Here is a 21,234-nt window from a genome sequence, read left to right as displayed (position 1 = left end):
TCCGTGTCACTCCAATTTATTAACGCGGAAAAAAGAATTCATGATGCAATCATTTTCCCTGCATTTGATTTATCAGTCGTACCTGGGAAAACGGTGGCGATTTATTCAAGTGTAAATGTGCGTGAGCAACTGATGAACCTTTTACTTGATAAAACAAGATTATCTACAGGGGAAATCCGTGTCGATGAGCAGACAATCTCCAACCATAAACGACGAATTGGTTACTTCTTTTTACATGCCGGACTTTATGAACGATTATCAATAGAAGAAATGATACGATTTACTAAGCGTATATATGAGACTTCAATATGTATTGACGATGTAATTGAATTGACGCATTTGGAAACGAAGCGGAACATAAAAATTAAGCACTTATCCCATTCAGAGAGAAAGCGTGTCCAACTCGCCTGTCTTCTCATCCAAGATCCATCTATTTATGTGCTGGAAGAGCCTGACCAAAATCTTGATTTGGAATCAAAACGGATCTTATTATCAACGATTGAACGGCTCAAACAACAAAACTTAACAACTTTCATCATTACAGGAAATATGGAGAGCGCCGTGACGATGGCGGATGAAATTTTCCGATTAGACGAAAATGGGCTTCATGCCATTCCTACGAAACTTGCTATAAATGATGAGGTATCCTTGGATCGTGAAGAAACAATACAGGAATCAATCATTCCAGTTCGTCTCGAAAAAATTCCGACGAAGGTGAATGACAAAATCGTTCTATTTGATCCACCGGAAATTGATTATATTGAAAGTAATGATGGACAATCCTTCTTACATATTAAGGGAGAATCGTTTCCTTCCGTGTCGACATTAAACGATTTGGAGACAAGATTGTTGCCATTTGGTTTCTTTCGATGCCATCGATCCTATATCGTAAACTTACAAAAAGTACGTGAAGTCATTACGTGGACTAGAAATAGCTATAGTCTTGTGCTAGATGATAAAGACAAATCGACAATTCCTCTATCAAAAACCAAGATGATTGAGCTAAAAGAGATGCTTGGACTCTAAACCTGTTGGAAATTGTATTATTTCCTCGGAAATAATACGACAATTCCCACGCATTAAACCCAAATTTTTCATCGCTAAACAGAGCATTGAAGAGACCACTTTCAAGGGTTCTGTTTAGTGCTTTACTAGTTGCCAAAGTAAATGCTTTATTGCTTATTTGGTTAAGTACCGTAATCCAATCCTACAAATACGGTACCCATTCATCACATGACGTAACCTATCATCGTTCCCAGCTTTTCAAGCAAAGGATAAGCTATGTGATATGAAACAACCATTTACAGTCACAACTCAACTGTGGAAATAGAGTTTTTCACTCTAAATGTGGCTAGACATATAAAAATCCTATTCTATTATCCGTTCATTCAACTCTTTTTATGCTCCATTCAACTTCACGTGTGCTCTTTTCACCTGAATTCAAATGCACTTCCTCTTGTCTTTGCTTATGCTAAGAGTACGAAATGAATTGCGTAAGCGATTCACTTAGGAGGATGAAAATGGACAACATAATTGAAGTAAGCGGTTTAGCGAAAGTATTTGGTAATCAAACAGCTATTGAAAGTGTCGACTTTCATGTGAAGAGAGGAGAAATATTTGGCTTCCTTGGGTCGAGCGGATCAGGAAAAACAACGACGATTAAAATATTGACCGGGCAACTTACTCCTACAAATGGAGCTGCAACCGTTTTTGGCGATCCTGTTGCTCAGATGAAGAAACCACAATACAAGAAACGCTTTGGTGTACTGACAGATAACAGTGGCTTGTATGGAAGATTGTCAATCCATGATAACCTAAAGCTCTATTGTGATTTATATGACCTGCCCCATTCAAAGATTGATGAAGTACTCGATACTGTGAATCTAAGAGAGGCAAAACAGAAAAAGGTTTCTACCTTATCGAAAGGGATGGCACAGCGTGTGACGTTAGCACGGGCACTCATACACGAGCCGGAACTCCTCTTTCTTGACGAGCCAACATCTGCACTTGATCCGACAAACTCCTTGCATATCCACGAAGGTTTGCGAGCGCTTAATGCGAAGGGAACCACCATTTTTCTCACAACGCACGACATGCAAGAGGCAGAGACATTGTGTGACCGTGTTGCCTTTTTAAATAAGGGCAAGATTCAGCTGTTGGATCAACCAGATAAACTTAGAAAAATGTACTCTGATTCGACACTCACTGTCGAATTAGTAAATGAGGAGAAAGTAATCTTACCTGCAGGAGCTGAAGGTGCACAGCAACTCTTCGACTATATGAAGAACAACCAAGTTGTAACCATACACTCAAACGAACCGACGCTTGGTCAAATTTTTGTAGAAGTGACAGGGAGGAAATTGGCATGAACATTTCATTAAAACGTGTTAACGCAATCTTTCAAAAGGATTTCAAGGATTTTTCACGAAACTGGGCGGTTTCTTCCGTGTTATTCGTTCCGATTGGCTTAGGCTTTATGTATGGACGTGCAGGTGTCGAAGATCTCACCTCTCATTATTTATTAATCAACTTAGCAATGGCAATGGTAGCAACTTTCGTCCAATGTTGTTTAATCGCTGAAGAAAAAGAAAAGAACACATTGCGCGGACTGATGCTATCGCCAGCTAGTACAATGGAGATTATTGGTGGAAAAAGTTTGCTTAGTTTCATTCTGACGTTGGGCGTCATTGTGCTAACTTCGTATTTATCCGGATACCAACCGGCTGATACAGCAGTCATCGTTGTTGCTGTCGTGTTATCTTCTTTATTTTACATCGCGATCGGAACCATTCTAGGTCTCTATTCAAAATCGGTAATGGAAGCTTCTTTAATTGTCATGCCTGTCATTCTCATCTTTTCGCTTGGATCGTTTATTACACAATTAGCGGATAGTTATCCTATATTAAAAGTCGCTTTGTACTTGCCGAACATCCAACTCATTGAATTAGCGACAAAAGTGGAAGCTGGCGGTAGTTTCGGTGATGTACTTGTTGAATTAGGAATCATCGCTGCATGGGTCGTTGTGTCTTTCATTGCAACCAATATCATTTACAGAAAAAGGATGATAGATTAAGATGAAACAAGTTATAAAGCTATTCATAAGCTTTTGCATCGCTGTTCTTCTCGTGTTCATTTACAAAACAGTTTTCAACTAATCTGAGGTGTTTATTTTGAAAAATTTGTCGGCCTTTTTGGTTGGTGGATTGATTGGATTTTTGGCAGTCCTTTACTACATCATCTACCCAGAACCGTGGTCCATCCGATCAGCAGCAGTCATCATCGTAAGTCTTTTTGCCAGCATCTTTCTTGGCATTTTATTGCACGAATTGGGACACTTCATCGCAGGGCGTGGCCAAGGGATGCAGTTACTCAATCTAAGTGTTGGCCCATTCGTCGTTGAACGGCATAAAGGAAAGTTGTATTTCCATTTCGTCCCCTCGGTTCTTGGGTACTTAGGCAGAGCCATGATGGTATTTCCTGAACAGTTGGATAAGCACATTATGCGTAAAAAACTCATTCGTTATGTCTATGGGGGACCTATCACAAACATTGTGCTAGGTGCCCTTTCACTCGCGCTTGCTTTCTTCACGTGGCACGAGCCATTCTTTCTTATCTTTGGTCTACTAAACATTCTGTTAGGCACAATGAACTTAAAGCCTGCTATGGCAAGCAGCGTCATGACGGATGGGTTGGTCTTACAAAAGCTGAAAACAAAGCAAGATACCGTCATGCTTACGGGGTATGCCATGGCGACGAAAAGTTTGCAAGTGGAAGACGTGAAGGAGTGGTCACCAGCATTCATTCAGAAACTAGAATTACTCGTTCAATCCGACGACCCTATGAGTAAAATCTACTTGCAAACGATCGGGTATTACTATTTTCCGAATGAAGCAAGCCGCGTAACCGCCCTTGCACAATCGGTTATTGACAATCTAGCCGCCAACAAACCTGACTATTATGCTGATATGGCTGCAATTACTTTTGCGACAGCTTTGTTGTTCGAAGGAAAGCTGACAAGTCATCCAGGAGTCGAAGCACTTCTCCAATCAATCAGTAAAGTCGACAAAGTGATCGACTTCAAACGACAGGCGCTACAGTTGTATCGACAAGGTGATGCTGACGGGGCAATCCAAAAACTGCACGAGGCGCATAACGCACTCGGAAAATGGCATCCACTGTATTTACGTGGAGAGATGGAAAAACGGTTACTGTTAAATCTAATCAAGATGTTGGAAAATCGTCCAAACGAAGCTACCTATTTCAATTAATCATTTCCTTCAATCATCAAATCGCGTGAAAAATAGCCTCTTATATCCATTTCACGCGGTTTGCTGTTCTCCTTCCTTATACTTCGACATTTATCGACATTACATGTCGTCTTCTTCATACGACGAACGATACGAGCTCATTTGTCTTCTTCTAGTCGTTTTACCTGATTCCTCAGTGCAATCATTTCCCTTCTAATGGCTTGCATTTGCTTAGACGTATCAATGCCTATTCGAACAGCATACGTAATGACAAAAAACACTGCCATGAGTGCAATTGCCCCTAAAAAGTAAATTTCCATCTCTCTTCCTCCTAATTGTTGGTATTGATAGTTTATCATATAGATCCATTTCCTGTTAAATGAGATTCGTACTTTGAAGTCATCATTAACTAGCCTCAATTTGCACACAAAAAAGAAGGACACCTTCCCACATCGAAAAGGTGTCCTTCCCTACTAGTCACTATACTCGATCTTACAAATCATCAAACCCGTTCAAATCGCTTGTCTTCACATACTGTCTCGATGTTTGCTCAAAGAAATCGGTTTTTGTATCGTCAAAACTATCAACATACGCGCGAATCCACTTCATTGGATTGTCCGTATAAGCTGGATAGATTTCGCTTAGACCAAGCATACGCAACATTTTGTTTGCACGGTATTTGACGTAGCCAGCCATTTCGTCCAAGTCGATCCCTTCGATTCCGCCAAGTACATAGTTGCTCCAGATGATTTCCTGTTCAACGGAGTGACGGAATTGGTCGTAAATCCATTCCGTAAATTCTTCTGTATTGTAGGCAGGATTTTCGGCAAGGGTTGCGCGGAAAATGTCACTAATTGCTTTTCCGTGCTGTAACTCGTCGCGATTAATATACGAAATCATTGTAGACGTTCCGACCATCTTCTGGTGTCGTGCAAGATTGTAGAAAAACGCAAAGCCACTATAGAAGAATAGGCCTTCCAATAGCGTCGTATACACCATCGCCTTCAACACGGTTTCAATTGTCGGATTCTCTGCAAATTCGTTGTAGATATCAACAATCCGTTCGTTCCGCTTCATGAGCACTTCATCACTGCGGCCCATTTCAAATGAAGCCATCTGCTTGTCCAATGTCGTGACGGATGATAACACGTAAGCATAGCTATGGTTATGCTCACTTTCCTGGTCGGCAATTGTCGCCAGTATTGATTTCACCGAAGGATCGGTTGCAAAGTCAGCAATTTTCATCGCAATGACCGTTTGCGGACCGTCAAGTGTCGCCAGCAAACCGATAATTTTCAAAAATGCTTCCTGCTCAGCTTTCGATAAGTTGCCGAACTGCTTAACATCTTGTGTCATATCGACTTCATTCGCCGTCCAAAATAGTGAACGGATTTTTTGTCGTAATGTATAGAAATGTGGATGTGCAAGGTCATTCCAATTCAGGATGCCGCTCGCTTTTCCACCAAAAATCGCTGTTGATTTATTTGGATTTGCTGGATTCAGCACTTTAACGCGTGTGAGTGTTTCCATTGTTGTAAAACTCCTTTCGCCCAGTCAATGACGGTCTGTTCTTGCGCGCCACGTGGACTTTGTTCAATTTTCAAGGGAGCCATGCGTGACGCGTAAAACTTCGCGAGCTTCACTGCAGCATTGCAAAACAGCTCGTCTCCGCCAAACTGCGTATCACCCGTTCCAAATACGTATACATTGTCCGGCTTATATCCGACGTCCAAGACAAAATCTTTCACTTCGTCCGGCGTCGCCCCTTTATCCCATGTGAATGAACCGACGATCATCGCATCGAATTGGCGGGGATCTGGTACAGGCCCTAAACCAATCCGATGCACAGTCACATCCATACCTTCACGCAGCAGCGTTTCCTCTACTAGTTCCGCCACTTCTTGCGTATTGCCGCTCCACGAAGCATACGCAATTAGGAATGACACCATTCGCACTCCTCAATGTCGGAAGCCGTCGAACGTGTATAATAGGTCGTTTTCATGCCGGACTTCCAAGCTTGCATATGCAAATCGAGCAAGACGGACGCACGGATGTTGTTCGGCACGTACACGTTAAACGAAATGGATTGGTCGACATGACGTTGTCGAGCCGCATTTTGCTTAATCGACCAACGTTGGTCCACAATATACGCGGAGCGGCGGTACACATCGTACGTGTTGTGGTCCAAATCAGGTGCAATGACCGGTAACTTGTAATCCTTTTTCTCCTCGTGATAAAACGGCTTGAAAATCGGATCGATGGAAGCTGTTGAACCTGCGATGACCGAAGTTGAGCTATTCGGCGCAACCGCCATCAGATAGCCGTTTCGAATCCCGTTTGCTGCGACATTCGCACGTAGCTCCTGCCATTCTTCCGATTGGTAATCGCGTCTCTCGAAATAAGAACCAGTGTGCCAATCAGAGCCCTCAAACAATGGATAAGCCCCTTTTTCACTCGCCAATTCCATTGAAGCTTTAATCGTCAAGAAGGCAATTTTTTCATAGAGTTCATCCGCGTACGCCACTGCTTCATCAGATTCCCATTGAATATTTTTCAATGCTAACAAATGGTGCCAACCGAATGTTCCAAGTCCGATTCCACGGTAACGGGAATTCGTCCGTTGCGCTTGGACAACCGGGATTTTATTCATATCAATGACATTATCAAGCATGCGCACTTGAATCGTGATCAATCTTTTCAAAACGTCAGCCGGTACAGCACGACCAAGGTTAACTGAAGACAAGTTACAAACTACGAAATCGCCTGGTTTTGAACGTGTGACGACAATATCATCTTCGAGCGTTACGGACTCAAATTGCGTCGCACTCATATTTTGCATGATTTCTGAACAAAGGTTACTCGAGTACACCATACCTTCGTGTTTGTTTGGATTCGCCCGGTTTACTTCATCACGATAAAACATGAATGGCGTCCCTGTTTCCAGTTGGCTACGCATGATGCGCTTCATAATTTCAATCGCAGGAACTGTCTCTTTTGTTAATGAAGGATGGTTGACACATTCCTCATATTTCTCGCGGAAACTGCCTTGCCCTTTTGACTCGTCATAGAAATCTTCGAGCGAATACCCCATCACTGTACGAACTTCGTGCGGATCAAACAAATGCCACTCGCCACGCGCTTCCACTTGCTCCATGAAAATATCCGGCATACAGACGCCTGTAAAAATATCATGCGCACGCAGACGGTCATCCCCGTTGTTCAGTTTCAGGTCAAGGAACGTGAAAATGTCTTTATGCCACACGTCAAGATACACTGCGATCGCACCTTGGCGTTGGCCAAGCTGATCGACACTAACTGCAGTATTGTTCAGTTGTTTAATCCATGGAAGCACACCACTGGATGCTCCTTTGAACCCACGGATAGAGGACCCACGTGAACGGACTTTCCCCATATATACACCAATTCCACCGCCATATTTCGACAAATTGGCAATGTCCGTATTGCTGTCATAAATACCTTGTAAGGAATCATCAACCGTGTCGATGAAACAGCTTGATAGCTGACCATGTGGCTTCCCTGCATTCGACAAAGTAGGTGTTGCAACGGTCATGTACAAATTGCTCATCGCCCAGTATGCTTCAGCAATTTTCCCTAGACGATTGTCCGTTTCGTTTTGCATTAGCGTCATGGCAATGATCATCCAACGTTCTTGTGGCAACTCGACCGGTTGTTTATCAAAATTCACTGCCGCATAGCGATCCATCAGTGTCTTTAGCCCGATATATGTAAATAGCTTGTCCCGCTCCGGTTCAAGGAAACGACCGAGCTCATTCAACTCATCATGTGAATATTTTTCTGTCAGTACAGGTGTGTACAAACCTTGTTGCACCAGTTTTTCGACATTTTTCGCGAAATCTGTATACACTTCGACACCACGCGCTTGTGTTTGGCGTGCATACACATCATCTAAATAAATGCGTGCCGCGACGAATGTCCAATAAGAAGACGCCTCATCAATATTGCTCAAGCACTCCAGAATCATCGCTTTCGCCCATTCCGAACGGCTCGCTTCCGGATGACGCTCGTTCCAACGATCGCTCGCTAGCAGTAATGGTTGTAATTTCTCCGTTCCGAATTCGGCTTGCAGCTTGTCCAGCAGATCAGCTCCGCTTGTCTGTTCACGCATGATTGTCAAAATAATCCCGCTCCTTCTATACTAGTTACCGGCGTTGCCGGGAATTAAAGAATTTAAGTGTTAATTAAAAATAAAAAAAGCCATGAGTCAACCTTCCCTAGGAGTCATCGCTTTGTTGTAAGTTGTAGAAACAAATCGGAACAATGCTTACATATAAGCATTACACGGATTCACTTCCACTTCTCAACCCCCGAAGAAAGTGTCGCTCGACGATGAATGGCAGGTCTACTGGCTGACGTTTCATCCTTCCGTCTCCCCTTCCCGCAACGTGCTTGTCACAGTGGTCATGAGGCGGTCGTCTACGTTCACAGTTGCGGGGACAGCTCCGACTAGCGGATTCCCTATTAAACCGAACTTGGTACCATTTCATCGCAAATACTATATATAGTGTTCTTTTCTCTTTAACTACCCTAACATGTTGTGTTCTAATCGTAAATAGCTAAAAAGTTATAATTGAATTTCAAACTTTCAAAAGGGCAGTAGGATTTTAGGGAAGATGATTAATGGAAACAGAAATTGTAAATGAGGAATAGTCGTAACGAATCGATTCATAAGGGGAACGTATATTTTTTGTTGAATTTTGTAGAAGTTACTTTTGAAGCAAAGAACATGTATGAAAATAATAAGGTGGATTTGGCCTATTTTTTTGGTGGAGATTTGGGAGTTTTATTATGGGTAAATGGTCGGCTCGGAAATTGTCGAGCGGAGGTGGGATTAAAGGAGATTGTGCTTAATAATAGGGAGTTTTCCCGTTATCACCAGTTCATGAGCAGTTACCACCGATTCGGACGGGTTTACCACCGGTTCTAAGCACTTTACCACCGATACTCCAGTAGTTACCACCGATTCTAAGCACTTTACCACCGATTCGCCTGTTTTCAGTTGAAATCCAACTTCAACATCCTGCCCAGAAACAACCTTTTTCCCGTTATCACCGGTTCGAACGAGTTTATCACCGATTCGGAGCGTGTTATCACCGATTCTAACGGCGTTATCACCGATTCTCGAGCTGTTATCACCGATTCCAACCACTTTATCACCGATTCGCCTGTTTTCAGTTGAAATCCAACTTCAACATCCTGCCCAGAAACAACCTTTTTCCCGTTATCACCGGTCCAATTGGATTTATCACCGCTCATCGTCACTTTATCACCGCTTGTAGATCGTTTATCACCGCTCAAACTCTCTTTATCACCACTCGCCAAATTATTAGGAGACGTTCTTATCCAAAACAAACAACCGCTCCTGAAACAGAGCGGTTGCAACTTGGGAACTTATCTACTTAGTGATCCTTTATCTCCATCAGTACCTTTTCTTCATCTTGTAGCGTATCTACTACCCATTTGTTTTCTGCACGGTCAAAAGCAATGCCTTTGATCGTCAAATAATCGCTGATAGATTTCCCACCATCATATTGTTCAATTGCTTTCGCAACAACTTGTGATTCAGATAATATTGCACCTACAGGCTTGTAATCCGGCATTACCTCCACAAACTTTGCCTCTCCTTTTGCCGGTAAAGACAGTTTAAGGCCACCTGAAGGTTCCACTTTTACGCGTTGACCAACTTTCAGCTGGTCCGCTTCAGGAAATTCGTAAATCACTTCACCCTGATTTCCACCGACGACAAATATTTTTCCTTTGTCAATCGAAAATATGAATCCCCCATCATCTACTGGCATCTCAGTCGATACTTGCTTTGGCCAAATGATGCTTGACTCTCCAGGTTCAGCAACCATTGAACCGTTTTGTTCGAAATAGATTGTTGTATCGGAAAAGATTTTACGCAGCTCCTCTTGATGTTCCGCTTTCAAATGATCATGGCGGATGGTAAATTCACCTGTGATGATATCAACAGCAACTGCCGAAAAACCCCTATCTATTCTCATACCGTTTACTACTCTCGCCACTTCGTCTTGCAAATCATGCAGTTCTTTTTCAGTATGCGGACTACGGAAAATATAGATGGGTTCAGCGATGATTTCCCCGGCATCCACTTTCGGTTGTAGGATTGAAAGCAATTCATTCATCCGCTCATCGGGATTTTTCACGCCAACCCAAATACCTGGTTGTTCCTTTCCACCATCACCATAGAAAATGACGCCTTCATGTCGAAAGCCATTTTCACCGTAGATTTCGTCCAAAGCTTGGATGACAGTTGGACCTTCATTGGCCTGTATCGACTTCACCCGTTCTGTTACTTCTACCGTTTGTTCCAATTCAGCGATAATTTCGTGACCACTTACGGTCTTTACTGTCTTCCATTCATGCTCTTCTGCTGCAGCGTTCTTTAGCGATTCGTCCGTGGATGAAGTTCCGCAACCCCCTAGCAATAACGCTACACTCAAAATTACCGCACTTACTTTAACCCTCATTGCATCATAGCCTCCTACATACTTAATCCGTGGCACATTCCATTGTTGATTAACTACTTCTCCAAATGCTACTGACAACTTGCTACATCAATCTTCTATTTCAATCACTAAGTTCTCGTCTTCTAGGAAAGTTTCCACGATCCACTTTTTCTTTTTTTCATCAAATGAAAGTGTCTTGATTACTAAGAAACCTACCTCTGCATGCTTGTTAAATTATTTAATTGCGAGCGGGACTACTTGTGATTCAGAGAGCCTTGCACCTGCAGGCTTGTAATCTGGCATTACCTCAACGAATTTAGCTGATCCTTTTCCCGGATAGGATTCCAACATGGGGCCGGATGCTCACTTTCTTCAGGGTTTGCCATTCATTCTCTTCAACAGTCCCATTCGTTAAAGCATCATCCTTTTCCACAGTCCCACAACTACCTAGCAATAAAAAAACTCCAACCATTGCTGCAGTTAGTTTATTTCTCATTCAATAGCCCCTCCCACTTGATGTCTAATGAGTTAGACGGGCGGGGGTAATTAAAGGAGATTTTTAAAATGAGCTATAAGGTTTTTTTGTTAATGGTATCCTTATTCCTCCTTCTTTTCGGATGCTCACCCAATGACGAAGGCGAAGCAAAATTGCCTGGAGATACAGAGCAGACACTCAGTGAAACGTTAGAAAGACCTGAGATTTTTGTCGGTATTAAAGATCCAGAGGAAGAGGGTGGGGTCACTTATGCAATACGTGATAAATCTTGTTGGGAAGAGGAAGGAATGGAATGTAATAACCTCCAACCTCATGATCCAGAAGAGTTAGTGAAAGGCTATCCTACGATGATTGTTCATCAAGAGGATGAAATATCAATAAGTAAGTTAAATTCCGATTTTAACACCCCTGATGCAATTTGGGATATAGATGAACTGGAGATTATCCAACATTTTAAAGGCGAAGAAACAACAGTTGAAACCGTGGATGAGAACAATGGCCGTCACACTTTCAAAGCTCCTCAGGAACCGGGGAGATACTTTTTTTCCGCTATCCTTCGATGGAATGGAGAGATTAAGGGAGAAGCAATCTTCGCATTTTCTTTTTTCGTAAAGGAATAATTTTCATTGGAATCCATCTACTCGCAGTGCCTATTGACATCGCACTTCCATTTTGGTACATTCAGATACAATATCGATGATGAAGAGAGTAACGGTCTTTTATTTCTGTAGCGAGCTGGGGGTGGTGGGAGCCTGGTGAAGGGAGATCGTGAAGCGCACTTCGAAGATGCTTTTCTGAGTTCAGTAGGAGAAGCCGGTGTCTCGCCGTTAGGAGAAAGGGGCCTGGATTGCAGGCAATTTGAGTGGTACCGCGGAACAAGCTTTCGTCTCAATCGTTTGAGATGGAGGCTTTTTATTATGCCTAAAAAGGAGTTTAGGAAATGAAAAATGTGATTTTGGAAATTTTACAGTCTGTCAGTCCGATCCCGTTGGAAGAGCATGCGTTGGAGCGTCCTGCTTATGCACATCTAGGTGACTTTGCCTTGCCTTGCTTCCCATTTGCAAAGATCCTTCGAAAATCACCTGCAATAATTGCAGAAGAAATCGCTGCTTCTATACAGCACCCTTCCATTCGCAAAGCAGAAGCCGTGAATGGGTATGTAAATATATTTTTGGACCGAAATGGTGTTTCAAACGATATTTTGCATACGATTGTCACGCAAGGTTCCACTTTCGGATCTTCGACGGAAGGCAATGACGGCGTCGTAACAATCGATCTTTCTTCACCAAATATCGCGAAGCCTTTTTCCATGGGGCATTTACGGTCTACGGTCATAGGGAATTCCATTGCTTTATTGCTGGAGAAAAGCGGGTTTAAACCTGTAAAGATCAACTATATCGGTGACTGGGGTACCCAATTTGGAAAGTTGCTAACGGCTTATCGGAAATGGGGCAATGAGCAAGACGTCCGCCAGGCCCCTATTGAAACATTATTAAAATTGTACATCCAGTTCCATGAAGAAGCGGAGCAGGACGCTTCTTTGAATGACGAAGGTCGTGCTGCTTTTAAAGCATTGGAAGATGGCGATGCCGATGCGCTTGCTTTATGGAAATGGTTCAAAACGGAATCGCTGAAGGAATTCCAACGCATTTATGACTTGCTAGGTGTGGAGTTCGATTCGTATAACGGAGAAGCGTACTACAATGATAAAATGCTACCTGTCGTAGAAGAACTCGAAGAAAAGGGTTTATTAGTTGAATCTGACGGTGCGCAAGTTGTCGATCTCGGTGAGACGATGCCGCCTTGTTTAATCAAAAAATCAGACGGGGCTACGTTGTACGCCACACGCGACTTGGCTGCAGCAATCGACCGTAAAAACACGTATGATTTCGTCAAATCCATATACGTCGTGGGGAATGAACAAAGTTTGCATTTCACTCAAGTGAAGCACGTGCTCAGTAAGATGGGCTATGCATGGGGAGAAGAGATGCACCATGTACCGTTCGGGCTTATTTTACAAGGTGGAAAGAAAATGTCCACGCGTAAAGGAAAAATTGTTTTGCTAGAACAAGTACTGACAGAAGCGATTGAGTTGGCGCAACGGACGATTGAAGAGAAGAATCCGACACTTGCCAATCAATCCGATGTGGCAGAAGCTGTCGGGGTCGGGGCAATTTTATTCAGCGACTTGAAACAACACCGCAAACACGATATCGAATTCAACTTGGAGTCGATGTTGCAAGTCGAAGGTGAAACCGGACCGTATATTCAATATACGAATGCCCGCGCGCACTCCGTTTTGCGAAAAGCAGGTATGGTTGATTCATTCGAAGTGACTGAAGTGAATGACTACGAATGGGAAACGATTAAGTTGCTTGAGCAATTCCCGCAAGTCGTCAAGCGTGCAACGGACGAATTAGATCCCTCCATTATTGCAAAATATGCCGTCGATCTTGCACAAGCATTCAATTCGTTCTACGGAAATGTAAAAGTGCTTTCAGATACGACACAACTTCCTTATCGTACTGCACTCATCCATAGTGTGACCATTGTGCTGACGGAAGCAATGCGACTGTTAGGCATGCAAGCACCTCAAGAAATGTAAAAAGGAAAAACCGATCGTCCCGTCTTTGGTAGAGGGAGCGATCGGTTTTATTTGCGTCACAGTTCGTGTTTATCTTCCCAACAGTCCGCGCCTTTTAACCCAGGCACTGAACTTGCTTTAAATACGGGATCCTTCCCTTGATTGCGTTGTGTTGAAAAATCATCCAACACTTTAAAAGCGACTTTCCCAAGCAACAGAATGACAACTAAGTTTAAAATCGCCATTATGCCCATGAATAAATCCGCCATACTCCATACAATATCCACTTTCGCCAATGCACCAAACATGACCATGCCGAGAACCGCTACTCGGTACACTACCATCCACGACTTATGCGCATTGATGAATTCAATATTTGTTTCACCATAATAATAGTTTCCAATAATGGAGCTAAATGCAAAAAACATAATAGCGATCGCAATGAAGTACGGCGCCCAAGATCCGACATGCACTTCCATAGAAGCTTGTGTCAAAATGATGCCACTTTCTTCACCTTTATCGTAAAGACCTGCAAGAATAATAATGAAGGCAGTCGCAGAACAAACGATAATCGTATCAAAGAACACGCCTAAGCTTTGCACAAGTCCCTGCTTCGCCGGGTGTGAAACGTTTGCAGTTGCCGCTGCGTTCGGCACACTACCCATCCCTGCTTCATTGGAAAATAAACCACGACGGACACCTTGCATTAACGCTGCTCCGACACCGCCACCTGCCATTTCCTTAATCCCAAATGCATGCTCAAAAATTAATGCAATCATCGCAGGGATTTCACTAATATTCATAATGACAATGAAGAGCGCTACTAAAATATAAAACGTCGCCATAATTGGAACAATCGATTGTGTCACTTTCACAATCCGCTTAACGCCACCAAAAATAATGACAGCCGTCAACAGAACGAGCGCCAATCCAACAGCCCAAAAAGGAAGATTAAACACATCATGAAACGACTGACTAATCGTATTCGACTGCACAGCGTTAAAGATGAATCCAAAACAAAGCGTCAATAAGATAGCGAAAACAATACCTAACTTGCGGAAACCTAACGCCTTTTCCATATAATAGGCAGGACCCCCACGGAATGTGTCGCCATCCTTCACTTTATACACTTGCGCAAGCGTACTCTCTACAAACGCAGTCGCCATACCAATCAACGCTATGACCCACATCCAAAAGACAGCGCCAGGACCACCAATTCCGATTGCCAACGCAACCCCCGTCACGTTTCCGGTTCCTACCCGAGACGCCGCACTAATCGTGAATGCCTGGAACGCAGATACGCCATCATCGCTCCCCTTCTTCTCCACGATAAGCCGGAACATTTCCCGGAACAGACGAAATTGCACAAACTTCGTTCGGAACGTAAAATACAAACCGCCCGCTAATAAAAGCCCGATCAATATGTACGTCCACAAAAAATCATTGGCCGGTCCAACGAGCCATTCCAACACTTTCATTCGTCATCACTCCTTAAGAAAATAATTTATCACATCTCCTTCGTCTTTACCCTATCTACATAAAAAATACCTTTTTTCAAATAAAAGCCTAAAACGCCGAGTCACACGGACACGACGTTTTGAGATGATTTCTATATATTGTGCGTGAACGAGGAGTTGTCGTTATCGCGGGTTGGAGTTAACAGATAGTTTCCTTTTACGATAGGTTGCATGGTAGTAGCTGTATTCCTCCGTTATCACCGATTTGGAGGTGGTTATCACCGGTTCGGAGCACTTTATCACCGGTTCTCGAGCAGTTATCACCGATTCTCGGCACTTTATCACCGATTCGCACTTTTCCAGTCAGTTTCTCTCTAAGTAATACAGCATGGTGAAGGCATATTCCCGTTACCACCGATTCAAGCGACTTTACCACCGATTCGCACTTTTCAGTGGGTTCCTCTTGAAGTAATACAGCATGGTGAAGGCATATTCCCGTTACCACCGATTCGCTGGTAATTACCACCGTTTCTCAGCACATTACCACCGATTTGAGCCATGTTACCACCGATTCTAGACACTTTACCACCGATTCGCGTGCTTTCAGGGAATTTCCTACAAATCTCGTTGGGCTCAATCGGCTTTTTGCCGTTATCACCGATTTGAGCCTCGTTATCACCGATTCGGAGCACTTTATCACCGATTCTCGGTACTTTATCACCGATTCTCTTGTTTTCAGGAAATTTCCTACAATCCTCTTTTCACCCATCTAGTTTTTCAGGTTACATGGATTCCAGCCACTCTCCCCTATCGTCGCAAGAAACCTTATCACCGCCCCCAAATCATTCCAGCCCTCAAAAAACAGCTTTCACTGTTTTACGGTAATAACCTACTGTCAAAAAGCAGAACGTGATGTAAATGAGTGCGTAAATACTCATTGCAATCGACGCGGGCACAGTAATATCGGACATGAACATGAAAGATGCTGCCTTAATCGCAAAGATAGAGTGTAGCAGTCCAATCAGTAACGGTACTCCGAAGACAAATAGTTGTTTGCGAATAATGCCACCCATAATGTCTTGTACCGTGAAGCCTAACTGGCGCAACGTCGCATAACTTCTCTTCTCCTGGTCGGCTTCTGTCATTTGTTTGAAATACAAGATGCTACCTGTTGAAACGAGGAAAACGAGACCTAGAAAACCCGCAATGAAGATCAGCAACCCCGAAGTTTGCATCGTTAAGACATATGCCGAGTAATAATCAAATGTGATACGGTCATCAGCATCCATAAGATCATGATAAATTGCAGAAGCTTCAGCTTGCTCATCACTATCCAAAATCGTAATGGCATTAAAGTTGCTAATACGGTGTTCCTCTTCTTCATTTATAAACCGGTCTTTCATTTCATGATAAAACGCGTCATCGACGACGAGTTGCGTTTCCGCAAAAGGTAGATTAATGACATTTCCTTCTCGCACCTTTGTAACAGTTACGTCCAGCTCATTTTGTTCTGTCCTCAATTGCACAGTAAAAGGGACGTCCTCCGTTTTCATCATCCAATAGACAGACGCATCATAGAAATAAGCTGTTTGCGCATCAGGGGAGTCAACATCGATACCGGCTTGCTGGAGTTGTTTTACACTGATAATGTTTGCATATAAGTTTTCTCCTAACCACTTGGTCGACGAAGTTTCCTCAAGGAATTTCCCATCCAAATTCAAAGCTTCAATCGGCGTATACTGATACGAAATCCCTTGCCGATCAAGTTCATCCGTAAATTGCTTCTCTACCGCCTCATCCTGCTCTCCATAGCCTCCAAACATGAAATCATGTGGATAAACAGAACGAGTCTCCTTCTCTGTCGAATAATAAAGCGAGTACGCCCCCGCCAACATGGCTAACGTCATAGCCGACAACACGGTAATAATTGTGAGTGAATTTGCATTTCCTTTCATACGATGCATGAGCGGTGCAATGGACAGACTTCCTTTTAAGCCTAAATGCCCTTGTTTACGTCTCCGTACTTGATAAAACAACCAGCTGATTGTCACTCTAAATAACAGATAGGTGCCTGAAATCGTTGTCGCTAACACAACAAGCATATTAATAAGCAGAAAAGCATTGATCATACGCCCCGACAGCCAATAGCCAAATCCGATTAAGACCATTCCCAAAAGGGCAAGAAATGCCGAACGGAAAGCTTTCGGCTTTTTCGGATGTTCGCCTTGCTTTTCCGCATTAAAAAGGCCAAGCAATGTTGTACGACGCACTGCGATAAGCATTTGTATGGAAGTTAGGATGATGATTGCAATGAACACAATAACCGTCTGCAAAACTGCCGTGTTCGAAAACGTCAGCTCAATAAATCCATCAAACCCAACTAATTTCATGAGCAACAATAAAAATACACGTGACACGAGGATTCCAGCACCGATTCCAATTGCCAACGCCCCTGCACTAAGCAGCGTATTTTCCAAAATTAACAGTCGTGCAACTGCACCTTTTGTTAGCCCGATCAACTGGTACAGCCCGATTTCTCGGCTTCTTCTTTTTAGAAAAATTGAATTCGCATAAACGACGAAAATCCCTGCAATAAATAACAACAAAATCCCTGCAACCTTGAACGCAGAACCCATGCTGCCACCTGACCGTGCGACAACCGCCGGATCATGCTGTAACGTAGCAAATACAAAATACAACACAACACTAAAAATGAGCGCAAAAAAATACAAATAGTAGTGCTTGATATTCTTTCGCATACTGCGGATGACAAGATCAAAGAGCGTCAACGCTGTCACCCCCGAGCACACCTTGCACTTTCAGGATTTCCTGGAAGAACGCTTGTCTCGTTTTATCACCCCGGTATAATTCGGAATAAATATTTCCGTCTTTCAGGAAGACGACACGGCTACAGTAGCTTGACGCAACAGGATCATGGGTCACCATCATAATTGTGACGCCACGTTGTTTATTCACATCTTCCAATGTTCCAAGCAGTGACGAAGCTGATTTCGAATCCAGCGCGCCTGTCGGTTCATCCGCAAATACCATGGATGGCTTATTGATGAGCGCACGTGCTGCAGACGTCCTCTGCTTCTGACCACCAGAGATTTCATGTGGGTATTTATTCGCCAACTCTTTAATACCTAACAAATCCGCAATGGTATTGAACTGATCCTCCGCCACGCGCTTCTTCATCTTCCCAAGCGATACGGGCAATAAAATATTCTCTTTCACAGTCAACGTATCGAGCAAATTATAATCTTGGAAGATGAATCCCAGCTGATCTCGTCTGAACGCGGATAGCTCACGATCTTTCATTTTGGAAATATCCGAATTCCCAATGAGAATCGATCCTTCCGTCGTGCGGTCAATTGTCGCAAGGACGTTCAAAAGTGTCGTCTTCCCGGCACCTGACGCCCCCATGATGCCAACAAATTCACCTTCCATCACACGTAAGTCGATACCTTTCAAGACGTGTTGCACATTCCCCCGTGACCCGAATGACTTCCGAACATTTTGTGCATGCAATACCGTTTTATATGGTTCCATTCCGTTTACCTCCCTGTTTGCTATACCTTAATCTTACGTATCGTTTGGCATACAGTCGTTTGATTCAGATGACAAACAGGTCGGTCAACGTTACAATGTTGTCACTTTCGTGTAGCATCGAATTCATTTTCCAGCGGGAATGTCATTTGCACCGTCGTTCCTTTGCCAATTTCAGACTTAATTGTGAGAAGTATACCGATTTTCATTGCCACTTGTTGGGCTAAATAAAGGCCAAGTCCCGTCGCTGCATTATGCAATCTTCCCGTATTTCCTGTAAATCCCTTATCAAACACCCTCGGCAAATCGTGTGCAGGAATTCCAGGTCCTTCATCAGTAATGCATAACACCCGATGACCACTCGGTTTTTGATTTGTAGTAATCGAAATTGCGCCACCAGTTGGACTGTATTTAATGGCGTTGGTTAGCAACTGGCGAATGATAAAACGACACCATTTACTATCCGTAACAACTGCCAGCTCCTTTTCATCCAACTCAATCCCAATATTCTTTTCCAGACACCATGGCGTCAAATCACGTAATTCCGCTGTCACCAATCGACCAATCTCGGTGAGCGTGAGCACATAATCTGTTTCAAGCGATGGCATCCGTGACATGTACAATTGCCTGTCAATGAGCAAATGCACCCGTAGCCATTCCGCTTCAATTTTTCGCATCGGTGGAAACTCACGGTTCGCATCAATCGTCATCTTCATCGCAGTTAACGGCGCTTTGACTTCATGCACCCATGCCGCCGTGTAATCACTTTCGATGAGGTTTGCTGCTTTGATTTCAGATAGATTATTCAGCTGGTCTGTTGCAATTTGTCCAAGAAATTCATTGGTTAGTTGATCGCGGTTAAACACTGGTTCCGGCAACGCTTCCTGCCAATGCACATCATTTTCAGCTACAATATGTATCAGCTCCTTCATATAGGAAGTTTCTCTGTTATAACGCCAAATGAGAAAAGTGACAAAAACCGCAACGAGCAAACCATTTAAATACAGGAGAGAACTCAACTCCATCGACAGCCCTTTATCCATCCAGATGAGCACATCCGTAAAGATAAGCGCACCGCCAAACAGCAAAATCCAACTTTTCATGTCACCTACATAAGTCAAGAATTCCCTCACAACGTCACCGCCATATAACCCATTCCTTTTTTTGTGACAATCGCGTCACCGAGTCCGACTTCTGCGAGTTTCTGCCGCAATCGTGTAACATTCACGGTTAACGTATTATCGTTCACAAATCGCTCATCGTCCCACAACCTCCGAATCAATTCATCCCGCGAAACAATCTCGTCTTTACATTGAACAAGCACAGTCAATATGAAAAATTCGTTCTTCGTCAATTCCAAATCGATGCCGTCTTTCCGAATGACGCCCCGCTTCATATCAATAACAGCACCATTCCACTCCAATACATCAACCGACTCCTCCGCATACGCATACGTCCGACGAAGCGTCGCCTGAATTTTCGCAAGCAACACATCCGTATGAAACGGTTTCTGGATATAATCATCCGCCCCCATATTCATCGCCATCACCATATCCATCGGATGATCACGCGACGACAAAAAGATGATTGGCACTTTTGAAACCGCCCGAATCTCCCGGCACCAATGAAACCCATCATAGGCCGGAAGCTGAATATCCATAATGACAAGATGCGGTTTTGCCTCAATAAAAGCCTCCATCACCTGATGAAAATTCTCAGGCCCCACCACACGAAACGACCATTGGCCTAGTCGCTCTTGCAATGAGGTAAAAATCGCCTCATCATCCTCCACAATGAAAATCGTCATATCCATCCTTCGCACACACCCTCTCTTACTTGCATTATAAAGATGTTTAAGGGAAAATTCGCTCTGAAAGGTGGAGTGTTAAATAAATTTTACCCCTAAATAACCTTTAACCGGCTACTTCAAGTAGATTCTCCTCTTTATAGAGCTACATATTTAAGTAATTTCCACTTACCACCGATATAGTTTTTTTCAGCGGTAATCTGTCAAAGTAATAAGGGATTGTGAAGGCATATTCCCGTTACCACCGTTTCGTTGGCGATTACCACCGTTTCTCAGCACTTTACCACCGGTTTGGTCCACGTTACCACCGATTCAAACGACTTTACCACCGTTTCCCCATCTCCCAGCATATTTTCTTCTACTTGAATAGGTAAAATGAGAAAACTGTGCAAGACTTTATGATTTCCAATGAAAAAGCACACATTACTGTGCGCTTTTTCTCACTCTTTTAATTGATAAGGATGATACTCTGTCAAGAAATTGGACACATTGAATTGAGTTTCATAGCTAATTGTATATTCAAGCTAACGCGCTTTGCTTGTTCGCCTTGTCATAAGCGAACAGAGTTTCACTCTATTCACTTAC

At 43.3% G+C, this 21,234-nt stretch carries 19 protein-coding genes, 1 riboswitch and 1 other annotated feature; of the genes, 6 read left to right on the top strand and 13 right to left on the bottom strand.

Translation table 11 applies throughout. The features are described from left to right. Nucleotides 1-3: 3 nt before the first annotated feature. The 4 genes from QT711_RS17455 (at nucleotide 4) to QT711_RS17440 (ending at nucleotide 4,268) form a co-directional block, all read left to right on the top strand. Nucleotides 4-1,026, top strand: coding sequence for a LytTR family transcriptional regulator DNA-binding domain-containing protein (locus tag QT711_RS17455; protein ID WP_317946377.1), 1,023 nt, complete (start codon nucleotides 4-6; stop codon nucleotides 1,024-1,026). A 494-nt stretch (nucleotides 1,027-1,520) separates the two neighbouring features. Beyond that, entirely contained in the window at nucleotides 1,521-2,369 is an 849-nt protein-coding gene (locus tag QT711_RS17450; RefSeq protein WP_317946375.1) for an ABC transporter ATP-binding protein, read from the top strand. Further along, nucleotides 2,366-3,073 (top strand): ABC transporter permease, encoded by a 708-nt coding sequence (locus tag QT711_RS17445; RefSeq protein WP_317946373.1) that lies wholly within the window; start codon nucleotides 2,366-2,368, stop codon nucleotides 3,071-3,073. The genes QT711_RS17450 and QT711_RS17445 overlap by 4 nt, the downstream gene beginning before the upstream one ends. Before the next feature lie 97 nt (nucleotides 3,074-3,170). Further along, nucleotides 3,171-4,268, top strand: coding sequence for a M50 family metallopeptidase (locus QT711_RS17440; RefSeq protein ID WP_317946371.1), 1,098 nt, complete (start codon nucleotides 3,171-3,173; stop codon nucleotides 4,266-4,268). A gap of 137 nt (nucleotides 4,269-4,405) precedes the next feature. Here the strand turns inward: QT711_RS17440 and QT711_RS17435 are convergent, their stop codons facing one another. The 7 genes from QT711_RS17435 to QT711_RS17405 all read right to left on the bottom strand — a co-directional run bounded on the left by QT711_RS17435 (nucleotide 4,406) and on the right by QT711_RS17405 (nucleotide 11,252). Further along, complete coding sequence (locus QT711_RS17435; RefSeq protein ID WP_317946369.1) at nucleotides 4,406-4,567, bottom strand: hypothetical protein; 162 nt, start codon at nucleotides 4,565-4,567, stop codon at nucleotides 4,406-4,408. 172 nt (nucleotides 4,568-4,739) lie between these two features. Further along, the gene (locus tag QT711_RS17430) at nucleotides 4,740-5,777 is read right to left on the bottom strand and encodes a ribonucleotide-diphosphate reductase subunit beta (RefSeq protein WP_317946367.1); all 1,038 of its coding nucleotides are present in this window, start codon (nucleotides 5,775-5,777) and stop codon (nucleotides 4,740-4,742) included. Next, complete coding sequence (locus QT711_RS17425; RefSeq protein WP_317946365.1) at nucleotides 5,747-6,196, bottom strand: flavodoxin; 450 nt, start codon at nucleotides 6,194-6,196, stop codon at nucleotides 5,747-5,749. Before QT711_RS17425 ends, QT711_RS17430 begins: the two co-directional genes overlap by 31 nt. Then, nucleotides 6,181-8,394 carry a ribonucleoside-diphosphate reductase subunit alpha gene (locus QT711_RS17420; protein ID WP_317946415.1) on the bottom strand — a complete coding sequence of 738 codons (2,214 nt, stop codon included), beginning with the start codon at nucleotides 8,392-8,394 and terminating at the stop codon, nucleotides 6,181-6,183. The genes QT711_RS17425 and QT711_RS17420 overlap by 16 nt, the downstream gene beginning before the upstream one ends. Before the next feature lie 210 nt (nucleotides 8,395-8,604). Then, nucleotides 8,605-8,784: riboswitch (cobalamin riboswitch) on the bottom strand. Nucleotides 8,785-9,281: 497 nt separating this feature from the next. Next, nucleotides 9,282-9,638 carry a hypothetical protein gene (locus QT711_RS17415; RefSeq protein ID WP_317946363.1) on the bottom strand — a complete coding sequence of 119 codons (357 nt, stop codon included), beginning with the start codon at nucleotides 9,636-9,638 and terminating at the stop codon, nucleotides 9,282-9,284. Between the two features lie 47 nt (nucleotides 9,639-9,685). Further along, the gene (locus QT711_RS17410) at nucleotides 9,686-10,777 is read right to left on the bottom strand and encodes a DUF3221 domain-containing protein (protein ID WP_317946361.1); all 1,092 of its coding nucleotides are present in this window, start codon (nucleotides 10,775-10,777) and stop codon (nucleotides 9,686-9,688) included. Between the two features lie 295 nt (nucleotides 10,778-11,072). Further along, entirely contained in the window at nucleotides 11,073-11,252 is a 180-nt protein-coding gene (locus QT711_RS17405; protein WP_317946360.1) for a hypothetical protein, read from the bottom strand. 68 nt (nucleotides 11,253-11,320) lie between these two features. Here QT711_RS17405 and QT711_RS17400 point away from each other — a divergent pair, with 68 nt between their 5' ends. Together QT711_RS17400 and argS are read left to right on the top strand one after the other, a co-directional pair. Beyond that, nucleotides 11,321-11,872: a hypothetical protein gene (locus QT711_RS17400; protein WP_317946358.1), complete on the top strand. Its 552-nt coding sequence runs from the start codon at nucleotides 11,321-11,323 to the stop codon at nucleotides 11,870-11,872. A 67-nt stretch (nucleotides 11,873-11,939) separates the two neighbouring features. After that, nucleotides 11,940-12,146 (top strand) — a binding site (T-box leader). Nucleotides 12,147-12,192: 46 nt separating this feature from the next. Continuing rightward, nucleotides 12,193-13,857, top strand: a complete 1,665-nt coding sequence (gene argS, locus QT711_RS17395; RefSeq protein WP_317946356.1) for an arginine--tRNA ligase — start codon at nucleotides 12,193-12,195, stop codon at nucleotides 13,855-13,857. A gap of 56 nt (nucleotides 13,858-13,913) precedes the next feature. On the opposite strand, the gene QT711_RS17390 is transcribed toward argS, so the two are convergent. From QT711_RS17390 to QT711_RS17365, 6 genes are all read right to left on the bottom strand, one after another. Further along, nucleotides 13,914-15,314: an alanine/glycine:cation symporter family protein gene (locus tag QT711_RS17390; RefSeq protein ID WP_317946355.1), complete on the bottom strand. Its 1,401-nt coding sequence runs from the start codon at nucleotides 15,312-15,314 to the stop codon at nucleotides 13,914-13,916. Nucleotides 15,315-15,742: 428 nt separating this feature from the next. Further along, nucleotides 15,743-15,985, bottom strand: coding sequence for a hypothetical protein (locus QT711_RS17385; RefSeq protein ID WP_317946354.1), 243 nt, complete (start codon nucleotides 15,983-15,985; stop codon nucleotides 15,743-15,745). Nucleotides 15,986-16,147: 162 nt separating this feature from the next. Then, entirely contained in the window at nucleotides 16,148-18,091 is a 1,944-nt protein-coding gene (locus tag QT711_RS17380; RefSeq protein ID WP_317946353.1) for an ABC transporter permease, read from the bottom strand. Further along, nucleotides 18,069-18,845: an ABC transporter ATP-binding protein gene (locus tag QT711_RS17375; protein ID WP_317946351.1), complete on the bottom strand. Its 777-nt coding sequence runs from the start codon at nucleotides 18,843-18,845 to the stop codon at nucleotides 18,069-18,071. Before QT711_RS17375 ends, QT711_RS17380 begins: the two co-directional genes overlap by 23 nt. Nucleotides 18,846-18,946: 101 nt before the next feature. After that, complete coding sequence (locus QT711_RS17370; protein WP_317946350.1) at nucleotides 18,947-19,945, bottom strand: sensor histidine kinase; 999 nt, start codon at nucleotides 19,943-19,945, stop codon at nucleotides 18,947-18,949. 26 nt (nucleotides 19,946-19,971) lie between these two features. Next, the gene (locus QT711_RS17365; protein ID WP_317946349.1) at nucleotides 19,972-20,655 is read right to left on the bottom strand and encodes a response regulator transcription factor; all 684 of its coding nucleotides are present in this window, start codon (nucleotides 20,653-20,655) and stop codon (nucleotides 19,972-19,974) included. Between the last annotated feature and the right edge of the window lie 579 nt (nucleotides 20,656-21,234).

Origin of the sequence: Sporosarcina saromensis, from assembly GCF_033253735.1 — a bacterium.
Lineage (GTDB): Bacteria > Bacillota > Bacilli > Bacillales_A > Planococcaceae > Sporosarcina > Sporosarcina saromensis.
Note: the sequence above shows the minus strand (reverse complement) of the source record. Positions and strands in the feature narration are given on the sequence as shown.

Excerpts from the sequence above, each read along its gene's own strand:
- QT711_RS17370 (WP_317946350.1), bottom strand. The coding sequence starts at position 19,945 with ATGAAAAGTTGGATTTTGCTGTTTGGCGGTGCGCTTATCTTTACGGAT.
- QT711_RS17375 (WP_317946351.1), bottom strand. The coding sequence starts at position 18,845 with ATGGAACCATATAAAACGGTATTGCATGCACAAAATGTTCGGAAGTCA.
- QT711_RS17425 (WP_317946365.1), bottom strand. The coding sequence starts at position 6,196 with ATGGTGTCATTCCTAATTGCGTATGCTTCGTGGAGCGGCAATACGCAA.
- QT711_RS17420 (WP_317946415.1), bottom strand. The coding sequence starts at position 8,394 with ATGCGTGAACAGACAAGCGGAGCTGATCTGCTGGACAAGCTGCAAGCC.
- QT711_RS17430 (WP_317946367.1), bottom strand. The coding sequence starts at position 5,777 with ATGGAAACACTCACACGCGTTAAAGTGCTGAATCCAGCAAATCCAAAT.
- QT711_RS17400 (WP_317946358.1), top strand. The coding sequence starts at position 11,321 with ATGAGCTATAAGGTTTTTTTGTTAATGGTATCCTTATTCCTCCTTCTT.
- QT711_RS17410 (WP_317946361.1), bottom strand. The coding sequence starts at position 10,777 with ATGAGGGTTAAAGTAAGTGCGGTAATTTTGAGTGTAGCGTTATTGCTA.
- QT711_RS17435 (WP_317946369.1), bottom strand. The coding sequence starts at position 4,567 with ATGGAAATTTACTTTTTAGGGGCAATTGCACTCATGGCAGTGTTTTTT.
- QT711_RS17405 (WP_317946360.1), bottom strand. The coding sequence starts at position 11,252 with ATGAGAAATAAACTAACTGCAGCAATGGTTGGAGTTTTTTTATTGCTA.
- QT711_RS17450 (WP_317946375.1), top strand. The coding sequence starts at position 1,521 with ATGGACAACATAATTGAAGTAAGCGGTTTAGCGAAAGTATTTGGTAAT.
- argS (WP_317946356.1), top strand. The coding sequence starts at position 12,193 with ATGAAAAATGTGATTTTGGAAATTTTACAGTCTGTCAGTCCGATCCCG.
- QT711_RS17390 (WP_317946355.1), bottom strand. The coding sequence starts at position 15,314 with ATGAAAGTGTTGGAATGGCTCGTTGGACCGGCCAATGATTTTTTGTGG.
- QT711_RS17445 (WP_317946373.1), top strand. The coding sequence starts at position 2,366 with ATGAACATTTCATTAAAACGTGTTAACGCAATCTTTCAAAAGGATTTC.
- QT711_RS17365 (WP_317946349.1), bottom strand. The coding sequence starts at position 20,655 with ATGGATATGACGATTTTCATTGTGGAGGATGATGAGGCGATTTTTACC.